This is a genomic window from Laceyella sacchari (assembly GCF_004343255.1).
GTDB lineage: Bacteria > Bacillota > Bacilli > Thermoactinomycetales > Thermoactinomycetaceae > Laceyella > Laceyella sacchari.
The window spans coordinates 496,656-521,849 of record NZ_SMDD01000001.1; the positions used below are offsets into that span (position 1 = coordinate 496,656).

22 protein-coding genes are annotated in these 25,194 nt (G+C 50.0%); 21 read left to right on the forward strand and 1 reads right to left on the reverse strand.

Annotated elements, in window-relative coordinates; genetic code table 11:
• Position 1: 1 nt before the first annotated feature.
• From EDC32_RS02360 to EDC32_RS02415, 12 genes are all read left to right on the forward strand, one after another.
• Positions 2-3,439 (forward strand): DNA polymerase III subunit alpha, encoded by a 3,438-nt coding sequence (locus EDC32_RS02360; RefSeq protein ID WP_132220897.1) that lies wholly within the window; start codon positions 2-4, stop codon positions 3,437-3,439.
• A 90-nt stretch (positions 3,440-3,529) separates the two neighbouring features.
• Positions 3,530-4,075: a phosphatidylglycerophosphatase A family protein gene (locus EDC32_RS02365; RefSeq protein WP_132220899.1), complete on the forward strand. Its 546-nt coding sequence runs from the start codon at positions 3,530-3,532 to the stop codon at positions 4,073-4,075.
• A gap of 202 nt (positions 4,076-4,277) precedes the next feature.
• Positions 4,278-4,739: a hypothetical protein gene (locus tag EDC32_RS02370; protein WP_132219867.1), complete on the forward strand. Its 462-nt coding sequence runs from the start codon at positions 4,278-4,280 to the stop codon at positions 4,737-4,739.
• Between the two features lie 379 nt (positions 4,740-5,118).
• On the forward strand, positions 5,119-5,520 hold the full coding sequence (locus tag EDC32_RS02375; RefSeq protein WP_132219868.1) for a hypothetical protein: 402 nt from the start codon (positions 5,119-5,121) through the stop codon (positions 5,518-5,520).
• 171 nt (positions 5,521-5,691) lie between these two features.
• Positions 5,692-6,930 (forward strand): NADP-dependent malic enzyme, encoded by a 1,239-nt coding sequence (gene ystJ / locus EDC32_RS02380; RefSeq protein ID WP_132219869.1) that lies wholly within the window; start codon positions 5,692-5,694, stop codon positions 6,928-6,930.
• Between the two features lie 15 nt (positions 6,931-6,945).
• Entirely contained in the window at positions 6,946-7,623 is a 678-nt protein-coding gene (locus tag EDC32_RS02385; RefSeq protein ID WP_132219870.1) for a FadR/GntR family transcriptional regulator, read from the forward strand.
• Between the two features lie 69 nt (positions 7,624-7,692).
• Complete coding sequence (gene accD / locus EDC32_RS02390; protein ID WP_132219871.1) at positions 7,693-8,535, forward strand: acetyl-CoA carboxylase, carboxyltransferase subunit beta; 843 nt, start codon at positions 7,693-7,695, stop codon at positions 8,533-8,535.
• Between the two features lie 15 nt (positions 8,536-8,550).
• On the forward strand, positions 8,551-9,519 hold the full coding sequence (locus EDC32_RS02395) for an acetyl-CoA carboxylase carboxyltransferase subunit alpha (protein ID WP_132219872.1): 969 nt from the start codon (positions 8,551-8,553) through the stop codon (positions 9,517-9,519).
• A gap of 136 nt (positions 9,520-9,655) precedes the next feature.
• Positions 9,656-10,615 carry a 6-phosphofructokinase gene (pfkA, locus tag EDC32_RS02400; protein WP_132219873.1) on the forward strand — a complete coding sequence of 320 codons (960 nt, stop codon included), beginning with the start codon at positions 9,656-9,658 and terminating at the stop codon, positions 10,613-10,615.
• A 28-nt stretch (positions 10,616-10,643) separates the two neighbouring features.
• Positions 10,644-12,398, forward strand: a complete 1,755-nt coding sequence (gene pyk, locus EDC32_RS02405) for a pyruvate kinase (protein WP_132219874.1) — start codon at positions 10,644-10,646, stop codon at positions 12,396-12,398.
• 489 nt (positions 12,399-12,887) lie between these two features.
• Entirely contained in the window at positions 12,888-13,328 is a 441-nt protein-coding gene (locus EDC32_RS02410) for an acyl-CoA thioesterase (protein ID WP_022735832.1), read from the forward strand.
• Positions 13,329-13,333: 5 nt separating this feature from the next.
• Positions 13,334-13,726, forward strand: a complete 393-nt coding sequence (locus EDC32_RS02415; RefSeq protein WP_029071719.1) for an FxsA family protein — start codon at positions 13,334-13,336, stop codon at positions 13,724-13,726.
• Between the two features lie 82 nt (positions 13,727-13,808).
• Here EDC32_RS02415 and ytvI read toward each other — a convergent pair whose 3' ends face one another.
• Positions 13,809-14,948, reverse strand: a complete 1,140-nt coding sequence (ytvI, locus tag EDC32_RS02420; RefSeq protein WP_022735834.1) for a sporulation integral membrane protein YtvI — start codon at positions 14,946-14,948, stop codon at positions 13,809-13,811.
• A gap of 533 nt (positions 14,949-15,481) precedes the next feature.
• On the opposite strand from ytvI, the gene citZ reads away from it, so the two are divergent.
• The 9 genes from citZ (at position 15,482) to pstA (ending at position 25,190) form a co-directional block, all read left to right on the forward strand.
• Entirely contained in the window at positions 15,482-16,597 is a 1,116-nt protein-coding gene (citZ, locus tag EDC32_RS02425) for a citrate synthase (protein WP_132219875.1), read from the forward strand.
• 88 nt (positions 16,598-16,685) lie between these two features.
• Entirely contained in the window at positions 16,686-17,981 is a 1,296-nt protein-coding gene (icd, locus tag EDC32_RS02430; RefSeq protein WP_102991868.1) for an NADP-dependent isocitrate dehydrogenase, read from the forward strand.
• Between the two features lie 21 nt (positions 17,982-18,002).
• The gene (gene mdh / locus EDC32_RS02435) at positions 18,003-18,941 is read left to right on the forward strand and encodes a malate dehydrogenase (protein WP_022735837.1); all 939 of its coding nucleotides are present in this window, start codon (positions 18,003-18,005) and stop codon (positions 18,939-18,941) included.
• Positions 18,942-19,061: 120 nt separating this feature from the next.
• Complete coding sequence (locus tag EDC32_RS02440; protein WP_158283199.1) at positions 19,062-19,535, forward strand: hotdog family protein; 474 nt, start codon at positions 19,062-19,064, stop codon at positions 19,533-19,535.
• 182 nt (positions 19,536-19,717) lie between these two features.
• Positions 19,718-20,431, forward strand: coding sequence for a response regulator transcription factor (locus tag EDC32_RS02445; protein ID WP_022735839.1), 714 nt, complete (start codon positions 19,718-19,720; stop codon positions 20,429-20,431).
• On the forward strand, positions 20,428-22,185 hold the full coding sequence (gene pnpS, locus EDC32_RS02450; protein WP_022735840.1) for a two-component system histidine kinase PnpS: 1,758 nt from the start codon (positions 20,428-20,430) through the stop codon (positions 22,183-22,185). The genes EDC32_RS02445 and pnpS overlap by 4 nt, the downstream gene beginning before the upstream one ends.
• 120 nt (positions 22,186-22,305) lie before the next feature.
• The gene (locus EDC32_RS02455) at positions 22,306-23,238 is read left to right on the forward strand and encodes a PstS family phosphate ABC transporter substrate-binding protein (RefSeq protein WP_132219877.1); all 933 of its coding nucleotides are present in this window, start codon (positions 22,306-22,308) and stop codon (positions 23,236-23,238) included.
• A 99-nt stretch (positions 23,239-23,337) separates the two neighbouring features.
• Positions 23,338-24,267, forward strand: coding sequence for a phosphate ABC transporter permease subunit PstC (gene pstC / locus EDC32_RS02460; protein ID WP_022735842.1), 930 nt, complete (start codon positions 23,338-23,340; stop codon positions 24,265-24,267).
• 17 nt (positions 24,268-24,284) lie between these two features.
• Entirely contained in the window at positions 24,285-25,190 is a 906-nt protein-coding gene (gene pstA / locus EDC32_RS02465) for a phosphate ABC transporter permease PstA (protein WP_132220901.1), read from the forward strand.
• Positions 25,191-25,194: the final 4 nt, after the last annotated feature.

Here is a 25,194-nt window from a genome sequence, read left to right on the forward strand (position 1 = left end):
GTTGAAAGACTTTGTTCATCTTCATGTGCATACGGAATTTAGTTTGCTGGACGGGGCCAGCCGGATCGAAGAGCTGGTGCGAACCGCCAAACAACTGGGAATGAAGGCGCTCGCCATCACAGATCATGGCGCGATGCACGGCGTGGTGCCTTTCTATAAAGCGTGTCAGGAAGCCGGCATCAAGCCTATCATCGGTTGTGAAATGTATCTGACAGCAGGGTCGCTCCATGATAAGCGGCCGCTCAGGGAGCAAAAGAATTACCATCTGTTGCTGATTGCCGAAACGGATGCAGGGTATCGAAATTTGCTGCGTTTGACAAGCGAGGCCCATCTGCGGGTGTTCCATTATAAGCCCCGTATTGACAAAGCGCTGTTGCGCCAATACCGGCAAGGGCTGATCGCTACCAGTTCGTGCTTGGGAGGGGAGATTCCGCAGGCGATTTTGGCGGGCGATTTGGCGGAAGCGAAACGATTGGTAATGGAGTATTTAGACATCTTTGGGCCGGATCATTTCTTTTTTGAATTGCAAGACCATCAGCTTCCGGAACAAGAACGGGTAAACCGCCAGCTGATTTCTTGGTCAAAAGAGCTGGGAGTGAAGCTGATTGCGACCAATGACGTGCATTATACACACCAAGGTGATCATGAAGTGCATGATTGCCTCCTTTGCATTCAGACTGGCAGCAAATTGGCCGATGAAGAGCGGTTGCGTTTTCCGACCAAAGAATATTACCTGAAATCGGCGGAAGAGATGCATCGGTGTTTTGGACATGTACCCGAGGCTTTGCATCACACGGTGGATATCGCCGAACGTTGCCAGGTTGAGATCCCTTTGGGTGGCCGCCTGTTGCCCAAATTTCCCTTGCCGGAAGGTGTGGAGGCTGGAGCTTATTTGCGGGAGCTTTGCCGCCAGGGGGCGATTGAGCGGTTTGGCCAGTTGACCCCCGAGGTGGTTGAGCGGTTGGACTATGAACTGTCGGTTATCGACCGGATGGGCTTTAATGATTATTTTTTGGTGGTGTGGGATTTTGTCCGGTTCGCCCATGAGCGGGGGATCGCAGTGGGACCGGGGCGAGGTTCGGCGGCGGGGAGTTTGGTGTCCTATGTCCTTCGCATCACCGATATCGACCCGCTGAAGTATCGGCTCTTTTTTGAACGGTTTCTCAATCCCGAGCGGATCAGCATGCCGGATATCGACATCGATTTCAACTATGAACGCCGCGATGAAGTGATCCGGTATGTGGTGGACAAGTATGGAGCTGAGCGGGTAGCGCAGATCATCACCTTTGGGACGATGGCGCCGCGGGCCGCAGTGCGGGATGTGGGCCGGGTGATGGGATTGCCTTACAGAGAAGTGGATCGCGCGGCCAAGCTAATTCCAGGAAGTCCCGGCATGACCTTGGCCAAAGCGTTTCAGCAGGAGCCCGCTTTGAAGGAATTGATGAAGAATCCGGCAACGGCGCAACTGATGCGGACGGTAGCCAAGATCGAGGGGATGCCCCGGCATGCTTCCACCCATGCCGCAGGAGTGGTTATCGCTAGCACACCCCTGACCGATCATGTGCCGCTCCAGGCGGGAAACGATGGAATTCCATTGACTCAGTACCCGATGGAGGTGCTGGAGGATATCGGATTGCTGAAGGTGGATTTTTTAGGTTTGCGCAACTTGACGGTGATCGAGAAGACGCGTGAGTTGGTGAGGGAAAATTCCGGGACCATCGTTTCATTTGACGGTGCTCGCTTCGATGATCCGGCGACGTACGCGCTGTTGTCCAAAGGGGACACCACCGGGGTGTTCCAAATGGAATCACCGGGCATGCGCAAGGTGCTCAAAGAGTTGAAGCCGACGCATTTTGAAGATATCATCGCTGTTTTAGCTTTGTACCGACCGGGGCCGATGGAGCAGATTCCGCGATATATCCGAGCGAAACACGGGTTGGAAAAAGTGACGTATCCCCACCCCGATCTGGAAGAGATTCTAAAAAACACGTACGGGATTATCGTGTATCAGGAGCAAATCATGCAAATAGCGGCCAAAATGGCTGGTTTTTCCCTTGGACAGGCTGATTTATTGCGGCGCGCGGTCGGGAAAAAGAAGAAGGAACTTTTGCATGAACAACGAAACGCTTTTGTAGGAGGCTGTGTGGACAAGGGATATGACGAACAGACCGGGCATCAGATTTATGATTTGATCGTGCGATTTGCCGATTACGGTTTTAATCGTAGCCATTCGGCCGCATATGGTGTGTTGGCTTATCAGACGGCTTATTTGAAAGCTAATCACCCGGTCGAGTTTATGGCAGCATTAATGACATCGGTGATGGGGAGCCAAGGCAAATTGGCGGAGTACATCGAGGAAGCCCGCCGGATGGGGATCGCTGTTTTGCCGCCCGATGTGCAGCGAAGTGAAGAAGCCTTTTCGGTGGAAGGGAAAGCGATTCGATTTGGCTTGGCGGCCATCAAAAATGTTGGCACCTTGGCCATTCGGGAGTTGATCAAAGGGCGGCAAGGACGCCCATTTGAAAACTTGGCCGATCTGTGCGCCAGGGTGGATTTGCGGGTGTGCAACAGGCGCGTGTTGGAGTCGTTGATTGAGTGCGGAGCCTGCGATTCTATGCCAGGCAGCCGCTCGCAAAACTTGTATTTGCTAGACGAAGTGCTGGAATGGGTTGCGGCGAACCGAACGCGTTCAGGCAAACAGCAGTTGAGCTTGGGCTTGGCCGATGAAGCGTTTGATTTTGCGCGTTTGTTGGAAGAGGCGCCATCCGCTTCGCTGACAGAACGCGACCAGTTGGATCGTGAACGGGAATTATTGGGCTTATTTTTATCCGGTCATCCGCTTGACCAGTACGCTCCGGTGATCCAAGAGCGGGCCACGCACCGTTTGCATGCCTTGATGGGATGCCGGGACCGGGAAGAGGTCAAAGTGGGCGCTTGGATCACGGATGTCAAACCGATTCAAACCAAAAAAGGTGAACCGATGGCCTTTGTCCAGATCGAGGATCGTAGCGGTACTTGCGAAGTAGTGGTGTTCCCCAAAGTGTTCCGCGCTGCTCGTACATTGTTGCAACCGGAACAACCGGTGTTCATCCGCGCGAAAGTGCAACTGCAAGATGAAGGAGTGAAGCTCATCGCCGATGAAGTGGCCGACCTGTCCCGTGTCGCGTTCGCATCCCGTCCCGCGCCGCCTTTGGTCGGTCCGGCGCAGAAGGTGTATATTCGCATTCCCCCCCAGCGGGAGACCGAGGAGCGGCTCCGGCGCTTGCAAGAGGTGCTGAAGTTACACAAGGGGGAGACGCCCGTTTACCTTTATTATGAACGGACTAAGAAAGTGCTGGCGCTTTCCGAAGAACGGTACGCGATCACACCGACTCCTGCATGTCGCCAACAAGTGGAAGTTATCATGGGAGCAAACAGTTTTCGCGTCACGCAAAAGTGACATACCTGCTGGCGGGGTGGCATATCTTTTAAGACTCCGCTCTTTTCGGCACCGACCTGAACGAGTCGATATCCAAAGAAGGTGAGAACCATATTCTACGATCATGTCATTAAGCTGCTCAATGAGCGCGGTGTGACCATTGAAGGGATTTCCCATATAGTGTACCAGTTGCAGGCGCCTTACAATAAAAATCTGACTTTGGAAGAATGCGTGAACAACGTGCATGCGGTCTTGCGCAAACGCGAGGTGCAACATGCTGTCATCACAGGGGTGTCCCTTGATGTGCTGGCGGAGAAGAAGCTGTTGCCGGAACCGTTCCAGCGCATCATGGAAGCGGATGAACCATTGTACGGGATCGATGAGATTCTCGCGCTGAGCATTACCAACGTATATGGGACGATTGGTTTGACCAGTTTTGGTTACTTGGATAAAAACAAAATTGGTCTGATGAAAAAATTGAACAATCACGACGAGCAGATCCATGTTTTTCTGGATGATCTCGTTGCAGGTATCGCGGCGGCCGCGTCTGCTCGTATCGCGCACCAGAACCCGGATGTGCGCCGCTATGCGGCTGACCGCGCAAGCGAGATGGGCCCGCTGGGGAAGCTGGAAACACCGGATGCTTTAACGGAGTAAATGGTTGATAGTTTGGTGTTTCCCCAATGGGCAAGTAACCCACGCCCAATGATGATTGCCGGCGTGGGCTTTTTTATGTGAAAACAGTGAATGATGGTTCGTTTTTTCATGAGTTAAGATTATAATAAAATTGTGATAAAAATTTGGTATATTTCTATTATTTCCATTTAACATGAAAATATTGTCAAGGAGCGAGCTGGGTATGAGAAGCGCATTGAAATGGTTGATTTCCAACCATGCCAAACGAAACATTGTGGATCCCATTACCAATCAGGAAATAGCCGTTTCGGGATTGGAAGACGGGAATATTCTCATTGACATGGGAACAACTTCGGCGCTTTGTGAAGATCGTGAAGAGGCGATGCGCCACTTGGAGCCGATCTATGACCGGTTTCGGTCAGACATGCCCTATTATCTTGAAAAAATCGTGAAATCTGATGCCCAATGGCGCTTTTTTGATGTTACCTTTGCAATGGACATCATTGTCCGGCTGGACGAAACGGGTCGGGGATGGCAGGTGTGGATGGGAGAAGACCTCAGCTTGCTGTCCGCCGACCCTGAGGAATTGCTGGCTTATCTGCGGGGGCTGGTTCTGGAATTAAACACCGAACGGGAAATCGAATTGCAACAAATGCATAGGCAAGCTGTGGGCATATTTCAATAGAAGGGCGTAAGCCCTTTTTTTCTGTGGTGAAGCATGAGAAAGGGGGAGGTCGCTTGTTGGCGTTTTTGTACCAATGTTTGGTGCTTGCAGGATTCCTTTTTTTTCTTTTTGTTGCTGTGGTCATGGCCAAAATCGGTGCCGGAAAAAAGGGAAATCGACAACAAAAAAGAACAAGAAAATAAATTTATGTAAGATTAATAGAGAAAACACGAAGATTAATAATGAAAATAAGAGGATTATTAAGGAATTGGTAAGTTTGTGCTATTGGTTAATTGATATATATAAATGTTAAATTATAGATGGTGCCAGCCTGTTGTCGAAGCGGCTGCGCCACGACTGCATAGGGCGGCATAGTTTTCAAAGAGTAAGGGGAAATGGGATGATGGAGTTACAATGGGGAAAAAAGTACCGTGTTTCCGCTTTTCTCTTATGCTTGATGGGGGTGCTGTTGAGCGCTTGCGCGAATAAATCGGTAAGTGGGCAATTGTCGGGGAAAAGCAAACATTGGGAAGTGGCATTGGCTTATCAGTATCACGATGATAGCGACGGTTCCGAAAAGGTTACGGTGAAATACTTAGGCAAAGATGTGTTAGTGGTGGGGAATGTGTTGGTCATGGTTAAAGACAGCAACAACACTACCAATCATCAAAATGTCATGTTGGATGAAAAGGGAACCGCTATCATTGAAAGCGTCGTGCAGCCAAATGCTAATCCCGAAAAGAAAAATGTGCAAGTAGAATTGCAATGGAACGGTTTTAAGGAAGTCGTTTCCTTAAAATAATAAACGTACCAGACAAGCGAAAAAGTGTGTTAAACGGCTACTGGAGGGGAAAACAGTAGCCTTTTTCTATTAGGCGCGCCTGGTCGTCCGTTTTCTCCTGGTTACAGTTTTGATATAATGTGATTTACCGGTGGTCAGACCACCAAGCGTGTAAAAAAGGAGCGAGATGTTTTGTCTACAATACGGGATGAAGCACTGAAATTGCATCAGGAGATGCAAGGAAAGTTAGCAGTGCATTCCAAAGTGCCGGTGCATGACGCACATGATTTGAGCCTTGCATATTCACCAGGCGTGGCCGAACCTTGTCGCGATATTTACGATGATCAAGGGAAAATCTATGATTACACGATGAAGGGGAATTTGGTAGCCGTTGTGTCCAACGGAACCGCCGTGCTGGGGTTGGGCAACATCGGTCCGCATGCGGCCATGCCGGTTATGGAAGGGAAAGCGGTGTTGTTTAAAGAGTTTGCAGGAGTGGATGCTTTTCCCATCTGCTTGGATACGGTGGATGTCGATAAAGTCGTAGACACGGTGAAGTTGATGGCGCCCACATTCGGCGGGATCAATCTGGAAGATATCGCTGCTCCCAACTGCTTCCTGATCGAAGAGCGCTTGAAGCAGGAGTTGGACATTCCTGTTTTTCATGATGATCAGCACGGCACCGCCATTGTGACCTTGGCAGGAATGATCAACGCCTTAAAAGTGGTGGGCAAGCGGATGGATGAGATCCGTGTCGTCACCAATGGGGCGGGGGCAGCCGGTATCGCCATCATCAAGTTGTTGCTGTCGCTTGGAGTAAAAGACGTGATTATGTGCGATAGTAAAGGGGCGATCTATGAAGGAAGGCCGTTTGGGATGAATCCGATTAAGGAACAGATCGCCAAAACGACGAACCGTGAGAAACGCCAAGGTGAATTGGAAGAAGTGATCACAGGCGCGGATGTGTTTATCGGCGTGTCGGTGGCCGGCGCGGTAACACCAGCCATGGTTCGCTCCATGAACAAAGATGCTGTCATTTTTGCCATGGCTAATCCTACTCCGGAAATCATGCCGGAAGAGGCCATGCGGGCCGGGGCGAAAGTGATCGGAACCGGCCGATCTGATTATCCAAACCAAGTGAACAATGTGCTCGCCTTTCCGGGCATTTTCCGTGGCGCGTTGGACGTCCGGGCGAAAGCGATTACCGAAGAGATGAAAATAGCGGCCGCGTATGCGATCGCAGGCTTGATCCAGGAACATGAATTGCGTCCTGATTATGTAATCCCTTCGCCTTTTGACAAGCGGGTTGCCGCCGTTGTCGCCAGAGAGGTGGCGCGGGTGGCGATGGAGACAGGTCAAGCGCGCATCCATATAGATCCGCAAGAAGTGTATGCAAAAACACTCAGCTTATCTGCAACAACGGTACGATAAGGGTGATAAGAAGACGTGGCAAGCGCGGAAACGAGTTACAGCAAATTCAAAGTAATATTGGAACGAATCCATGACATCATTGAAGAAGACGGATTGCGCCCCGGAGACCGGCTGCCTTCGGAACGGGAATTGTCCGAACGGTTGGGAGCGGGTCGTTCATCCGTCCGTGAAGTTCTCAGATCCTTGGAACTGTTGGGCTTGATCAGCACCAGAAGAGGCGAAGGCACTTATTTGGAACCTTATTATGCTCATCATATGGTTGATCTTCTGGCGCGCTTTATTTTGCAGGATGACAAGTCCAAACAGGGCTTGTTGGAGATGAGGGAACTGCTCGAGTTGGGCGCTATTCGATTGGCGTTCAGCAAACGGGTTGAACAAGAGGTCGCTTCGTTGGAAAAGCTGTTGGCTGAGATGAAAGCGGCCGTAGAGCAAAATGCCAACCCGTCCGCGCATATTGAACAGTTTCACAAGCGGATCATCCAGATGGCAGACAATTATTTGTTAAAACGCATCTGGGTGCCGATTACGAAATTTATCCAAGCCGTCGTGCCAGAGGACTGGGAATTGGACGAGGCCTGTTGGCACCGGTTATTGCCAAAATACGAACAATTGATTGAGGCCCTCAAAGAGCGTCGCCAAGCGCAAGCCTCTTTGTTATTGGTAGAAATATTGGACATGATCGCATATAACTGATCGGTCAACAATGGTATGATATTCATATCGGACAGCAAAAAAATTAAAGGACTCAGATGAGGTGTTATCGTGTTACGTGATTTGTTCAGAAAACCGAAGAAGTATGCAACGATCCCTTCTGAGCAAGTGAAGAAAGACATCCCCGAAGGGATTATGCAGAAGTGCCCTAAGTGCGGAACCATTTTGATCACAAAAGAGCTGGAGAAAAATTTAAAGGTGTGCAAAGCGTGTGGACACCATCTCCCCATGAGCGCACCCGAGCGTTTGCAATCGTTGGTTGACAATGGTGAATACCACGAATACGATCAAGAGCTCATCTCCAAAGACCCGCTGGAATTTCCGGATTACGTCAAAAAGGTACAAGCCGACATGAACAAGACTAAGCTGAATGAAGCAGTCGTGACGGCGGAAGGCAAAATCGGCGGATACCCTGCCATCATCGGGGTGATGGATTCCCGATTCCGCATGGGGAGCATGGGTTCGGTGGTTGGTGAGAAGATCGCCCGGGCGGCAGAACGGGCAGCGACCAAGAGAATTCCATTTATTTTGTTCTGTGCATCGGGTGGGGCACGTATGCAAGAAGGCGTACTGTCGTTGATGCAAATGGCCAAGACCAGCGCCGCGTTGGAAAAAATGCATCGTGAGAAAGTATTGTTTGTGTCTGTGCTGACCAATCCGACCACAGGTGGCGTATCGGCCAGTTTTGCATCGCTGGGCGACATCAATATCGCCGAGCCGGGAGCGTTGATCGGCTTTGCGGGGCGCCGCGTGATTGAGCAGACGGTTAGGCAAAAACTGCCGGATGATTTTCAAACGGCTGAATTCCTGTTGAAGCATGGGCAGTTGGACATGGTCGTTCCCCGGGGGGAATTGCGTGACACTCTTATCAAAATCTTGGAGTTTCACGCGTAAAGGAGGAAGCTTTCAATGAAACAGGGTTATTTGCCATTTGAAAAACCGTTGATGGAATTGAGAAACAAAATCGAGGAGCTCGAACAATTTACGAAAGAGAAGGACATTGATCTGTCCGAAGAGATTGCCACGTTGGAAGCTAAGGCCATTCGTCTGGAAAATGAGATTTACGGCAACCTCAGCACTTGGAACAAAATCCAAATCGCCCGCCATGCCGGCCGGCCGACCACCTTGCATTATTTGAAAACGGTGTTTGACGATTTCATGGAACTTCATGGCGACCGACTTTATGGCGACGACCCGGCGATTATCGGGGGCATTGCCAAATTAAACGGACTGACAGTGACAGTGATCGGCCATGAGCGCGGAACCGACACCAAAGACAAAATCGCCCGCAACTTTGGCTTGCCCCATCCCGAAGGATATCGCAAAGCGTTGCGTTTGATGCAACAAGCAGATAAATTTGGGCGGCCTATTATTTGTTTCATTGATACCCAAGGGGCCCATCCCGGGATCGAAGCAGAAGAGCGCGGCCAAAGTGAAGCGATCGCCCGCAACTTACGTGAAATGGCCGGTTTTAAGGTGCCGATTGTCTGCGTAGTGACAGGGGAAGGCGGAAGCGGCGGAGCCCTGGGAATCGGTGTGGGCAACCGCTTGTTGATGTTGGAACACGCCTATTACTCAGTCATTTCTCCAGAAGGCGCAGCGGCTATTTTATGGCGTGATGCTACGAAAGCGCAAGAGGCAGCGGAAGCATTGAAGATTACTTCCGACGATTTAAAAGCGCTCGGCGTGATTGATGAAATTATTCCAGAGCCAAAAGGTGGAGCTCATAGAGATCCCATGTTACAATCAAAATATATTAAACAAGCATTGATTGACCATTTGGATGAATTGTCTCCGATGAGTCCAGTAGAACTTGTCGAAGATCGCTACCAAAAGTTTGCGAGCATAGGTGATTTCACATCACTTGTTACCGTCTGAACCGGGAAAGGTTCAGAGGAGGTTAATTAGGATGCTTGTCCAAGTTGAAACCGTTCTGCACGGTTTCTCTTTTTGTCCCGGCTGGACGTTTTTTGTCCCTATGGGATAGGGAATTTTACATGTTGAGGTGATTAGGATGAAACGGATCGCGGTCTTAACTAGCGGTGGAGACGCCCCAGGAATGAATGCGGCTATCCGCGCCGTTGTGCGTAGCGGGTACTATCATGGATTAGAGGTGTATGGAGTTTATCGTGGTTATACAGGCCTCATCCAAGGGGATATTGAAAAAATGGAATTGGGCACGGTAGGAGACATTATCCATCGCGGAGGCACAGTGCTTTACAGCTCGCGTTGCGAAGAGTTTAAAACTGAAGCAGGGCGCCAAAAAGCGGTAGAGCAACTGAAAAAACATCAAATCGACGGATTGGTAGTCATCGGTGGGGATGGAAGTTTCCAAGGCGCCAAAAAATTGACTGCGCTCGGCTTCCCAACGATCGGTGTTCCGGGTACAATCGATAATGACATCCCAGCGACCGATTTCACGATCGGCTTTGACACCGCAGTAAATACAGTGGTTGAATGTATCGATAAAATTCGGGATACGGCGACTTCGCATGAACGTACGTATATTGTGGAAGTGATGGGTCGCGATGCCGGAGATATTGCTCTTTGGGCCGGTTTGGCTGACGGGGCTGAGTCCATCTTGATTCCGGAAGCACCTTACCAGATTGATGAAATCGTGGAGCGTTTGCAGCGAAGTTCGGAACGCGGGAAAAAGCACAGCATCATCATCGTTGCCGAAGGGGTTGGCAGCGGTCTGGATGTAGCCGATAAAATTACGGACAGATTGGGCTGGGAGACGCGGGTGACGGTGCTTGGGCATGTGCAACGCGGCGGTTCTCCAACTGCGTTCGACCGGGTGTTGGCTAGCCGCATGGGCTCCAAAGCTGTGGAACTGTTGCTGAGTGGCCAACGAGACATGATGGTGGCTATCCGCAACAATGACGTCATAGGAATCGATTTTGACGAAGCCCTTTCCCAAAAACACCAACCGCGCATGGAATTGTATGATTTGGCGAAGATTTTGTCCATATAATTGAGAAGCTAGAGGAGATGACAAAGAAATGCTCCGCAAAACAAAAATCGTATGTACAATTGGTCCGGCCAGTGAAGATGTGGCCACACTGAAAAATTTAATTGCCAATGGGATGAATGTGGCTCGCCTCAATTTCTCGCACGGATCGTATGAAGAACATGGAAAACGCATTGAAAACATTCGTCAAGCGGCTGCCGAACTGGGGCAAACGGTGGCGATTCTTTTGGACACCAAAGGGCCGGAGATCCGCACAGGCGAATTGAAAGATCCGTCAGTCGAATTGATTGCGGGCGAACAGATCATTTTGACTACTGAGCAGATTGAGGGAGATGCGAAACGGATTTCCATCTCTTATGCGGGCCTGGCTGCCGATGTTCACCCAGGTTCAATTATTTTGATCGATGACGGTTTGATCGGTTTGCGAGTGGAGAGCGTAGAGGGCACGGAAATCACTTGCACCATTTTGAACGGGGGAACGTTGAAAAGCCGCAAAGGGGTAAATGTGCCCGGAGTGAAAATCAATTTGCCCGGGATTACTGAAAAAGACGCCGCCGATATCCGCTTCGGTATCGAGCAAAAGGTGGATTTCATCGCGGCTTCGTTTGTGCGTAAACCGCAAGACGTATTGGAAATCCGCGAAATTCTGGAAGAACACGGCGCTGACATTCAAATCATCTCCAAGATCGAAAACCAAGAGGGTATAGATAATCTGGACGGGATATTGGAAGTGAGCGATGGCTTGATGGTGGCTCGCGGTGATTTGGGAGTGGAAATCCCGGTGGAAGAGGTGCCCGTGGTTCAAAAAGAAGCGATCCGTAAGTGCAACCAATTGGGCAAACCGGTAATCACGGCTACGCAGATGTTAGACTCCATGCAACGCAATCCCCGTCCGACCCGCGCCGAAGCGAGCGACGTGGCTAATGCGATTCTGGATGGCACCGACGCGATTATGCTCTCAGGTGAAACCGCAGCAGGGAAATATCCAGTTGAGGCTGTCAGCACGATGGCCCGTATCGCTGTGCGGACGGAAGCGACATTGCGCTATGAAGAGAATTTCAAGCAGAAGATGAGAGAAATCGATTACACCATCACTGAATCACTCAGCCAAGCTGTGGTACACACTGCACAAATGCTGAATTGTGCCGCGGTGCTGACCCCGACCGAATCCGGGTTTACGGCACGGATGGTTTCCAAGTACCGCCCACAAGCCCCGATTGTCGCAATTACGCGGAATCCAGATGTGGCCCGCAAATTGGCGCTCGTCTGGGGAGTATATCCGCTTTTGGGTACACGTGCTAACACCACGGATGAAATGTTCCACTCCACGATTGCTACCGCACTGGAGCATGGATTTGTCAATCAAGGAGACTTGGTTGTGATCACGGCAGGTGTACCTGTCGGCAAATCCGGCACCACCAACCTGATGAAAGTGCATGTGATCGGCGGATTTTTGGCAAGGGGGCAAGGGATAGGGAAACAGGTAGTCACCGGACCTGTCGTCACAGGGCGCACAGCGGCTGAGATCAACGAAAATATGGTGGATGGCGGCATCATCGTGGTGAAAGCTTCGGATAAAGAGATGATCGAATCCTTCAAACGGGCAGCGGCAGTCATCACGGAAGAGGGAGGGCTTACCTCTCATGCTGCGGTGGTTGGCGTAAGTTTAGGCGTGCCGGTCGTCGTAGGCGTGGAAAATGCATGTAAGCTACTTGCCAATGAGAAAGAAATCACGGTGAATGTGGATCGTGGCCATATCTATGCAGGCAAAGCCAATGTCCTGTAAAGAAAAAAGCGCTGGAAGTGTCCAGCGCTTTTTCTTTGGATCTTTTAGATGCAGGGCTTTATTGGTATATTGGATGTTAGAGTAACCGAAGACGGGGATAAATCCACCAACGCAGTTTTCTGCGTATTTTCTTTCTTTTTCTGAGGTTCATGTGTTTGTCTCTCCTTTCGTTGCAACGTTTATGTTCAACGGTGTTGAGCGGCGGGATCAGCCGATGGCGAATCAACACGTGAAATATGGTATCCATCAACGAGTCATTCTCATTATGTGAGAAACGACTGCGGAATATGTGCGAGCTGAGCTATTGCTATTATAAAGAACAACTCGTTTTTTTAACAATGAGCCAAAAGTCATGGATTGTTAACAAAGTGTCATTTTAAACATTGAACCCAAGCGGCATGGCGCTGGTTTTGTCCCTGGTTCCATTCAGGGAAAGACTCGCCACCGCATTCCATCCCAAAAAAGACCCAAAGCGTGGAGGTAGGAGAAATGGCCAACTATGCAAATGTGAGCGAGACTAAGATCCGAGTTCGTTATCAAGAAACAGACCAGATGGGAGTCGTGTATCATGCCAATTATTTGACGTGGTTTGAGGTCGGCCGAACAGAGTGGATTCGTTCATATGGGATATCCTATCAACAAATGGAACAAAAAGGATTGTTGCTTCCCGTTGTGGACATCCACTGTAAGTATATGCATCCAGCCAGATATGATGACGAAGTGATTGTTCGCACTTCGATTGCCGACTTGTCCGGTGGGAAAATCGCGTTTAAGTATGACGTGGTTCATGCGGAGACGGAGACGGTGCTATGCAAGGGGAGTTCTGTGCATTTATGGGTGAATAAAGAGATGAAAAGAGTGAATTTGAAACAGGCGTATCCAGAGTTGTATGGGACGCTTGCACAGATTTTCGCGGTAGAAAGAGGATGAGGTACGTGTTTTGGTTGATTTTGGGATTGATCATCGTAGTTCCTGCTATTGAACTGTGGGGGATGATAACAGTTGGTCAGTGGATCGGACCTTGGCCGACGGTATTTTTGGTCATTGCGACGGGTGTACTTGGTAGCTATTTGGCGAGGAAGGAAGGGTGGCAAACATACCGGTTGGCTCAATTGCAATTGCAAAAAGGTGAGCTGCCGGGCGAAGCGCTCTTGGATGGAGCATGTATTTTGGCGGGAGCGGTATTATTGATCACCCCGGGGTTTTTCTCTGATATTGTCGGGTTTGTGCTGGTTTTTCCATACACGCGTACATTTGTGAAAATCTTTCTCAAAAAATGGATTCAAACGAAATTAGCCCGTGGCGACTGGCACATCAGACGTTGGTGATAACATGAACGCAGCTCTTGGTCAAATCCGCTCCAAAGCGGTGCCAAGAGCTGCAACTGAGATATCCCCAACTTGATTAAAGCTATGCGGGGATATTGTTTTTTGGTGCTCCGATGATATATCTCCAGATATCCCGAAACACGTTGGTACGGTGGAGAGCCAAGCCTACCACCACGGTCACCGGCCCAATGACCAATCCGATGATCCCGAAAAGTTTCAGCCCGACAAACAAGGAGATCAGGGTGAGCAGTGGGTCGATGCCCACGTTGCTGGCGACCAATTTGGGCTCTAAGAACTGGCGAATAATGATGATGACCGCATAGACGATGCTCAAGCCAGTGGCCAATTGGATGTTTCCGATCAGGAACAGATAAATGACCCAAGGCACCAACACGGCGCCGACGCCCAGATAGGGCAACAGGTCCACCAACCCGATAATGAACGCCATGGTGAATGCGTATGGCACTTGCAAGATCATCAGCCCCGCAAACATGATGACAGCGGTGATGGAGATCAAGGTGAGCTGAGCTCTGACAAAGCCGAACAGCGCTTTTTTCAAATCCGCTGAGATCAGGCTGGCCGTTTTGTGGAAATGCTCAGGAACCCAGACCAACAGATTGCGGCTTAGCCGGGGCCAATCGAGCGAGATGAAGAAAGCGGCCAACGTGATAAAGACCAACACCGTGATGTAATAAGGCAAGTCCCCGAGGAACCGGCCGATGGCTGCTACGATTTCGGTGATCGACTCCGTCCCTTTGTTAGCGATAATGCCGATGTTCTCTTGGATGCTCTGGGAGATGCGTTGCTGGTGTTCCGGATTTTTCTCCAGATATGCTTGGACGCTCTCAATCAAGCGGCTGACACCGGTGGTTTCTTTTGTGAAGGTGTCTACAAACAGATTGCCCGCCTTATTCAGAAACGCGGGGAGAAAATCGGCGAGATGGGTCAGTTCTACAACCAACTCCGCGATGATAAAAATCAATAGCGACAGAAGTGAAGTGAGCAATAAGAATAGGATGAGTGTAACGCCGGCCCAGCGCGGAAGGCGTACTCGACGCTCAAGCCATTTCACCATGGGTTCAATCATCAGGGCGATCAGCCAGCCCAACACAAACGGATAAAGGAGCGGGAGCAAAAAGGACAAGATGTAAAAAGCGGCCACAATTGAGGCTAAGACGATCAGTGCACGTGCGATGGGCCCCAACCAGGCGGGAAATAACATGGAATAACCTCCCATCAGCTAAAATCCGTTTTAGGTTCCCAATAATTATACCATTTTTTAGAGAAACCAAAAGACAGCCGCACATCAGGCTGTGTGAGAACGATGGAAAAACTTTTTCTCTAGGAGCGCCGATGCACAAATGAAGCGAAGAAAAGGGTTTTGAAGCCGCTCGCCGTCCTACAGACTCTAACAAAGCAATGGCTTCGTTTGAAATAAATAAAAACACATTATGTGCGAATTTGTTCAATTTATGTTAAAATAAAAACGACAAGAAGAATGGGCACATATCCCGCTTCATACGCTAATCATGATCATGTTTAATCTTGCACTAAAACGTGAATATATTTACAGCGTTTGGAAATTTGCGGGAATGAAATTTGTGTAAGTGAGAACAAGCGTGTTCTTTTTGCCGCCAGTTATCTGTGTTGCCCGGCACAGAATGACGATTCATTCATTCCTCTGCTTTACAAATGAATATCTGTTATTAATGTTGTGCCCTTTCATATAGAAATCTAACAAGAGGAGCGATAGTGATGACGATTGCTAAAGGTTTAGAGGGTGTTGTTGCTTGTACTTCCGCGGTCAGTTCCATTATTGACGGAGTACTTACCTACCGGGGCTATAACATCGATGATTTGGCCGATCACGCTTCTTTTGAAGAAGTCGCCCATCTGCTGTGGTACGGTCATTTGCCGAACCGCACTGAACTGGAAGCACTGAAAAGCGAGTTAGCCCGCCATGCCGACATCCCGGATGAATTGCATCAATTGTTGAAAATCAATGTCAGCAATGTTCATCCGATGTCTGTGCTTAGAACGGCCGTATCCGCACTGGCCCTGTATGATGAGGAAGCGGAAGACAACAGCCTAGAGGCGAATCAGCGCAAAGCAATCAAATTAACTGCGAAAATTCCTACAATTGTAACCGCTTTTGCGCGCATTAGACAAGGGCTGGAGCCAGTGGCGCCAAAGCCTGAGCTCGGATTCGCGGCCAACTTCCTCTACATGCTGAACGGGCAAGAACCTTCCGATGTGGCAGTCAAGGCGTTTGATAAGGCGCTCGTGTTGCACGCCGATCATGAGTTAAACGCTTCCACATTTGCCGCCCGCGTGACCACAGGTACCTTGTCCGACATTTATTCAGCGATCACCACTGCGATCGGCACACTGAAGGGGCCATTGCATGGCGGCGCCAACGAGCAAGTGATGGTGACGCTGGAGTCGATCGGTTCGTTGGAGAACATCGCTTCGTCTATTCAACAAAAATTAGACAATAAAGAAAAAATCATGGGCTTTGGGCACCGCGTATATAAAAATGGCGACCCACGCGCCAAACATTTACGCGAAATGTCCCGCCAACTGGCAGATCAGACGGGCAACAAACTCTGGTACGAAATGTCAGTGGAAATCGAAAAAATCGTTGTGGATAAAAAAGGCATCAAACCCAACGTGGATTTCTATTCCGCTTCTGTGTACACTTATCTGGGCATTCCGCGGGATCTGTTTACTCCGATTTTTGCTATGAGCCGGGTGACGGGCTGGACCGCGCAAGTGTTGGAGCAATACGCTGACAACCGTCTCATCCGTCCGCGTGCGGAGTATACCGGGGAAATGAATCAAGCATATGTTCCAATCGACCAAAGAAAGTGAAATCGTATACAATGGGGAGAGGGGCGATTGATCCCGCTCCCTTTGTCCATCTGGGCTCGTGATAAATAAAAAGGGGTGTTATGATTCCATGGCGCAATTCAAAAATCTTGTAGCTCCTGCACACGGGGAAAAAATTACGGTAGAAGGCGGCAAATTGAATGTACCGGATCGTCCGATCATTCCATTCATTGAAGGGGATGGCACCGGTCCGGATATTTGGCGTGCTGCTAAACGGGTTCTCGATTCCGCAGTCGAAAAAGCATATAATGGAAAGAAAGAGATTGCCTGGTTTGAAGTGTTTGCCGGAGAGAAAGCGTACAACCAATTCGGCGAATGGTTGCCAGAAGATACGCTTGAAGCTGTGCGCGAATATTTGGTAGCGATCAAAGGGCCGCTCACGACGCCAGTTGGCGGAGGTATCCGCTCTTTGAATGTGGCCTTGCGTCAAGAGTTGGATCTGTATGTGTGCTTGCGCCCTGTCCGTTATTTTGAAGGAGTTCCTTCTCCAGTGAAACGGCCGCAAGATGTAGACATGGTCATCTTCCGTGAAAACTCCGAAGACATTTATGCCGGTATTGAGTGGGAAGCCGGATCGGAGGAAGTGAAGAAAGTGGTTCGTTTCCTACAGGAGGAAATGGGCGTGAAGAAGATTCGCTTCCCTGAAACCTCTGGCATTGGGATCAAACCTGTGTCGAGCGAAGGGACAGAGCGTCTGGTGAAAGCTGCGATCGAGTATGCGATTCGCCACAAGCGCAAAAGCGTGACCTTGGTACATAAAGGAAACATTATGAAGTTTACCGAAGGGGCGTTTAAAAACTGGGGCTATGAAGTGGCAGAGCGGGATTACAAAGACCATGTGTTCACATGGGCTCAATATGACCGCATTAAGGCTGAACAAGGCACCGAAGCGGCAGATCAAGCGCAGGCAGCTGCGATTGAAGCAGGCAAGATTATCGTGAAAGACGTGATTGCCGACGCATTCTTGCAACAAATCCTGACCCGACCGGCGGAATACGATGTGATTGCCACCCTGAACCTCAACGGCGACTATGTGTCCGACGCGCTGGCGGCACAAGTGGGCGGCATTGGTATCGCGCCGGGAGCCAATATCAACTATGTGTCGGGACACGCCATCTTTGAAGCAACCCATGGAACTGCCCCCAAATACGCAGGCTTGGACAAAGTAAATCCAGGTTCTGTGATTCTCTCCGGCGTCCTCATGCTGGAACATCTCGGTTGGCAAGAAGCGGCTGACCTGATCTATCAAGCGATGAGCAAAACGATTACGGATAAAACGGTAACGTATGACTTCGCCCGCTTGATGGATGGGGCTACGGAAGTGAAATGCTCTGAGTTTGCCGACCATCTGATCAAAAATATGTAATAGAATCAGGAGGCAATGACTATGGCTATCCGTCGTAGGAAAATAACTGTGGTAGGCGCCGGCTTCACCGGAAGCACGACAGCATTGATGCTGGCGCAAAAAGAACTGGGTGACATCGTGTTGGTGGACATTCCGCAAGCCGAAGACCCAACCAAAGGCAAAGCGTTGGATATGTTGGAAGCAAGTCCTGTGCAAGGATTTGACGCCAACATCATCGGCACGAGCAATTATGAGGACACCAAGGGTTCTGATATCGTGATCATCACTGCTGGCTTGCCCCGCAAACCAGGTATGAGCCGCGATGACTTGGTGACCACCAATGCGAAGATCGTCCGTTCTGTGACGGAGCAGGTCGTCAAGTATTCCCCGGAGTGTATCATCATTGTGTTGTCCAATCCGGTTGATGCGATGGTGTATGAGGCGTACCGCACTTCCGGCTTCCCCAAAAACCGCGTGATTGGGCAATCCGGTGTGTTGGATACAGCTCGCTTCCGCACGTTTGTGGCGCAAGAGTTGAATGTGTCCGTTGAAGACGTGACCGGTTTTGTGTTGGGGGGACATGGCGATGATATGGTTCCGCTCATCCGTTACTCTTACGCCGGAGGCATTCCGTTGCAACACCTGATTCCGCAAGAGCGGCTCGACGCGATCATCGAGCGCACACGCAAAGGGGGCGGCGAAATCGTCAACCTCCTGAAAACGGGTAGTGCCTATTATGCGCCAGCTGCATCCTTGGTGCAAATGACTGAAGCCATCCTCAAGGATAAAAAGCGGATTCTGCCAGCTGTGGCGTATCTGGAAGGGGAGTATGGCTATACCGATCTCTTTCTCGGCGTGCCGACCATTCTGGGCGGAAACGGCTTAGAGAAGGTTATCGAGCTGGAATTGACCAAAGAGGAAAAAGCGGCGTTGGATCGTTCGGCCGAATCTGTACGCAACGTCATGAAAGTATTAAAATAATAACCACAGGCAATATCATGCCCGGGAAGTTTCCCGGGCGTATTTGACCAAATTGTATATGGAAGATTGAGAAAATACGGCAAAATGAAAGCGGATACACCAGTGAAAGGGGTTGCCAACTTGCGTATAAGAGATATGAAATCCCAAGGGAAAACATATGAAACATTGTTGATAGGGGAACGGATCGAGGAGAGCAAAACGGTAGAGCGGCGCGATGTGTTTTCGTATCTCGGATTGGCGGACGACTTGAACCCGTTGTTTTCGCAGAGTGTTTACGCTGAGCGTACCGAATTTGAACAGGTAGTCGTGCCGCCGAGCCTGCTCGTCAACTGGTTTTCCGCCTTGGTGTCGATGAAATTGCCTGGTCCGGGAAGCTTGGTACAATCCATGCAGTTTGATTTTCCAGCTCCCTTGTTTATCCAGGATGAAGTGGTATTAATGTTGGAAATTAGCGACAAACTAGATCATGACAAGAAAGTCAAGTTGGTGGCCAAGGGGATGAGCGGGGACAAGATTGTGGCGGAAGGGGAACTGGTAGTATGTCCGCCGCGGCCGTTGAAACCGTTGTTCAAAGATGCGTTTGAAAATTTCTAGTAGGCTTTTTTATAGCATGGGGTGAAACAGAGGGAGAAGGCGGTTTCTTCCGTTTCACACCCATGCTGTTTTTTTATGGTGGGGATGCATCTTTACGGAATCTTAACTTTGTTGTGTTATGATTTTCTTTGGTAATAGAAGCACGATGATTAAGCAAGCATTTTTGAAAGCGAGGGCATAAGATGGGCAAGAAAATCTTGGTTGTGGATGATGAGGCTTCCATCGTGAAACTTGTGCAATTCAACCTTGAAAAAGAGGGTTTCCAAGTAGATGTAGCTTATGACGGCGAAATGGCTTTGGATATGATGAAAAACGGCTTTCCCGACCTGCTTATCTTGGACCTGATGTTGCCCAAGCTGGACGGTTTGGAAGTGTGCCGCCGGCTGCGCCAGGAGAAGAAGCACATCCCCATTTTAATGTTAACCGCCAAAACGGACGAATTTGACAAGGTGTTGGGATTGGAATTGGGTGCGGACGATTACATGACCAAGCCATTTAGTCCGCGGGAATTGACCGCCAGGGTCAAGGCGATTTTGCGCCGTATTGACGCTTTAAAAGGAATGGAGCAGACGGAAGAGAAAGAAGCGTTGATGCGTATTGGGGAATTGGTGATCGACCCCGAAGGTTATGTCATCACCAGGAACGGAGAAGAGATCGATTTGACGCCAAAGGAGTTTGAGTTATTGTTGTACATGGCCAACCACCGGGGGAAGGTGTTGTCGCGGGATCAGTTGTTGAATGCGGTTTGGAATTATGATTACATTGGCGACTCCCGTATCGTTGATGTGCATGTGAGCCATTTGCGGGAAAAAATTGAAACGGACTCGCGTAGCCCCGTCTATATTAAAACCGTCCGCGGGATCGGGTATAAATTTGAGGGGCCCAGACGGGGATGAGGTCACTGCGCGCTCGCATCACTTGGTCTTTTCTCCTTTTGATCGGTTGCTCCGTCTTGGGGACGGGGATTTTTGTTGCACTCTTACTCCGTTCCTCCTATATCGATTCCTTGACTACGAGGCTGGAGACGGAAGGGAGGATGTTGGCAGAAACGATCACTTGGACAGACTCCCACTCTTCACGGCGTCAGTTTCAACAGGTCGCTGAAGTTTATGGGAAAGCGCTAGATGCACAGATCACCATTTTCGACAAAAACGGGCGTGTACTGGGTGATTCTTCGGGCGATCTGTCGTTGAATTACAAGGCGTATCCCGAAGTGGAAAGCGCGTTGCAAAAGAAAAAGAAAGATCCGACGGTTATCAGAGACAATTTTTTGCACGCGGCTCTGCCAGTGGAGCGGGATGGTGACGTAGTGGGTGCCATCCGGATTTCACTGGAAATTCAAGAGGTGAACCAGTCATTAGAAAAGGTGTGGGTTTCCCTCGCTTTGGGACTGATGATCGCGTATGGTTTGGCAGGTTTCTTCAGCTCTCGCATCGCCAGCAGCGTTACCAGCCCGCTGGAGGAAATCACCCAAGTGGCCAGGGATATCGCCCAAAAGAAATTCCACCGGCGCGTACAACAGACAGGGAATGACGAAGTGGCCCAATTGGGGCAAGCGATTAACCGCATGGCCCACAGCTTGCAAAAACAGATGGAGACGATCAGGAAAAGCGAACGCCGCTTGCACAGCATCATCGAGTCACTTGAATCTGGATTGATTATGATTGACCCGACAGGCAAAGTGAGCTTGGTCAACCGTTCCTTTGAACGGCTGTTTGGCGTGCCGGCGCAAGACATCATCGGCCGCTCCTATACGAAATTGACCTATCCGTACGATTTGACGGATTGGATCACAGAGTGCGCGGAATCGGGAGAGCGGATGAGACATGAAATCCAGATTTATTTCCCGGAAGAACGAATGCTGGAAGCCAATTTGGCGCCCATGTGGGTGGAGCGAAACGGAGTGGGAGTAGTTGTCGTTTTGCATGACTTGACGGCGATCCGCCGCCTGGAACAGTTGCGCAAGGATTTTGTGGCCAATGTGTCGCATGAATTGAAAACGCCCATCACCTCCATTCGTGGGTTTTCGGAAACCCTTCTTGACGGGGCCATGGGCGATCCCGACACTTGCCGCGAGTTCTTGCAAATCATCAACGAAGAAAGCTTGCGTTTGCAACGGTTGATCGGGGAGTTGTTGGATTTGTCCAAAATCGAGTCAAAACAGATCAACTTGAAGAGGGAACGGATCCGTATCGATCAGATGGTTCAGTCGGTGATGAAGACCATGGAGGAACGGTTCCGCGCCAAACAACAAGCATGGAGTGTCAAGATTGCAGAGCCATTTGAGGTAGAGGTTGACAAGGACCGGTTCCGGCAAATCCTGCTGAATCTGTTGTCCAATGCAAGCAACTATACACCCCCCGGCGGGCGCATCACCGTCGAAGTGGAAAAGAGCGACGAGAGCTGGTTGTGCAAAGTGTCTGATACGGGCATCGGCATTCCCAAGGAAGACCTTCCCCGCGTGTTTGAGCGGTTTTACCGAGTGGACAAAGCCCGTGCGCGCGACTCCGGCGGCACCGGGTTAGGATTGGCGATTGTCAAGCATCTGGTTGAAGCCCATCAAGGAGAAATCGAGGTGACGAGCCAAATTGGGCAAGGCACCACTTTCACCCTCTCTTTCCCAATGACGAAAAAAGACAGGAATACTTAGGTGTTCCTGTCTTTTTCATTTACAAAACGTTTACATCCAATTTATTTTGCAATAAAAGTAAAGGCTTATAGTACAAGTGTCGAAAGGAAATTATTCATTTCTTTTAGGGGGAAAACGCTTATGTTGAAGAAGGGGCTTATTCTCGGCGCAGCATTCACACTCGCTTTTGGTGCCCTTGTTGGTTGCGGGGGGCAAAAACAAAGCGATAGCGGTGGGAAAGGACTGAGCGGAGCGATCAAAATCGATGGTTCTTCCACCGTATATCCGATCTCCCAAGCAGTGGCGGAAGAATTTATGAAAGCCAATCCAGATGTGAATGTAACCGTTGGCGAATCGGGCACCGGCGGGGGCTTCAAAAAGTGGGCCAGCGGTGAAATCGACATTTCTGACGCGTCCCGTCCGATCAAAGAGGAAGAAAAAGAAGCCGCGAAGCCAAACGGAATCGAACCGGTTGAAATTCCTGTCGCTTATGATGGCATCGCGGTAGTTGTAAATAAAGAAAACAACTTCGTCGACAAATTGACCGTTGATGAATTGAAAAAAATCTGGGAGCCCAACTCCAAAGTGAAAACCTGGAAAGACGTCCGTGACAGCTTCCCGGCGGAGCCGATCAAATTGTACGGACCTGGAACCGCTTCGGGTACGTTTGATTACTTTACAGGTGAAATCGTTGGTGAAGAAGGGAAAAGCCGCACCGACTATACTGCATCCGAAGATGACAACGTACTGGTCAAAGGGGTGCAAGGCGACAAAGGCGGATTGGGCTACTTTGGTTATGCCTACTATCTGGAGAACAAAGACAAACTGAAAATCGTTCCAATCGATGCGGGCAAAGGCGCTATTGCTCCGACTGACCAAACGATCAATGATGGAACTTACTCTCCTCTGTCCCGTCCGGTGTTCATTTACCCAAGCAACAAATCGTTGCAAAAGCCGGAAGTGAAAGAATTTGTGAAGTTCTATCTGGAAACGGCGAAAGAACTTGTCAAAGAAGTAGGCTATGTCCCACTGCCGGATGCGAAATATCAAGAGGGTCTAAGTAAAGTGAAATAATCCGGTATGGGAACACCATGCGGAAGTTGGGGCCTCTTTCTCACACGGGAAAGGGGTACCCGTTTTTCTTTCGTTTTAACGATAGAAAGGGGAGTAACCATGTCCCAGTTGGCCGAAAAGAAGAATTTTTTTCGCAAGGACAAGACTTGGCGAGAGAAGATGGAAGCCCTGATCCCCGGCTTTTTACTCCTGTGCGGGCTGTTGTCGGTACTGACCACCGTGGGGATCGTGTTTACCCTTATCAAAGAAACCGCCTCATTTTTTGCGGAAGTGCCGTTTGTCGACTTTATTACTGGAACGAAATGGACGGCGCTTTTCAGTGAAGATCAGCGCGAATTCGGGATTTTGCCTTTGCTGATCGGATCGTTGCAAATCACATTGGGCGCTGCGGTGGTCGCTGTGCCACTCGGTATCGGCAGTGCCATTTATTTGAGCGAATACGCACCGGAGCGTATCCGCCAGGTAATCAAACCGGTATTGGAGGTGCTGGCGGGCATCCCGACGATTGTGTTTGGTTACTTTGGTGTTACGTTTGTCACGCCCTTATTGCGCGATGTTTTCCCTGATATGGATTTTTTTAATGCGCTGAGCGCAAGCATTGTGGTCGGGATCATGATTCTGCCGATGATCGCCAGCTTGAGCGAAGATGCGATGCGGTCGGTTCCCCGCAATATCCGCGAAGCGGCGTACGGGTTGGGTTCTACCCGTTTGGAAGTCTCTTTGAAAGTGGTATTGCCCGCGGCGTTATCAGGTATTGTGGCTTCTTTTGTGCTGGCGCTTTCCCGGGCAGTGGGTGAAACCATGGCGGTGACCATCATTGCTGGGTCGACACCGAACATGTCTTTCAGTTATTTGGAATCGATCCAAACGATGACCGCATTTATGGTGCAGGCGTCGACGGGGGACGTCTCTTATCACAGCCTTCCTTATTATTCCATTTATGCGGTGGGTGCCACCCTTTTTGTAATCACGCTCACGATGAATTTGTTGGCGCTGTATATCTCGCGTCGCTATAAGGAGGAATATTGATGGCGGCTGAAGAGTTGATGTCCAAACACAAAACGGCTCTAAATCACGAACGGGCCTTCGACGAAGAGCGCAAAATCGCATCCCGGGCCAAACAACGCCGCGGCCGAAACCGATTGGCACATGGGCTGTTTTTCTTGGCGACGCTGGCCGGGGTGCTGGTGCTCGCCATCCTGCTGTTTGATATTTTCCAGCGCGGATGGTCTTATGTGACAGCTGATTTCATGAGCAATTTCGCCTCCAGGTTTCCATCGCGGGCGGGAATCAAAGGTGCCCTGTGGGGCTCGATCTGGTTGATCGCAATCACGGCACCGCTGACATTTGTCATCGGCGTGGGTGCTGCGATCTATTTAGAAGAATACGCCAAAAAAGGGTGGATCAGCACGCTGATTCAAGTCAATATCAGCAACTTGGCGGGAGTCCCATCCATTGTGTTCGGTATGCTGGGGCTGACCATCTTCGTGCAAATCTTGGCGTTGAAAAAAAGCGTGCTGGCCGGCGGTTTAACTCTCACTTTGCTCATTTTGCCAGTGGTGATTGTGGCGGCGCGAGAAGCCATCGCCAGTGTACCCAACTCCTTGCGTCATGCATCACTTGCAATGGGAGCAACGAAATGGCAAACCATACAAAAGGTTGTCCTTCCTTACGCCTTGCCGGGGATTATGACGGGCACGATTTTGGCCTTGTCGCGTGCGATTGGCGAAACGGCACCGCTGATCATGGTGGGGGCTGCTACATTCCTGGCATTTACGCCAGGCAGTCTGTTTGATGAGTTTTCCGCGTTGCCGATTCAGATTTACAACTGGGTGGCGCAACCCAAAGCGGAGTTTTCCAACTTGGCTGCGGCCGGAATCATTGTCTTGCTGGTCATCTTGCTCACAATGAACGGACTGGCGATCTTCCTGCGTAACAAATTTCAGCGGTAAACCG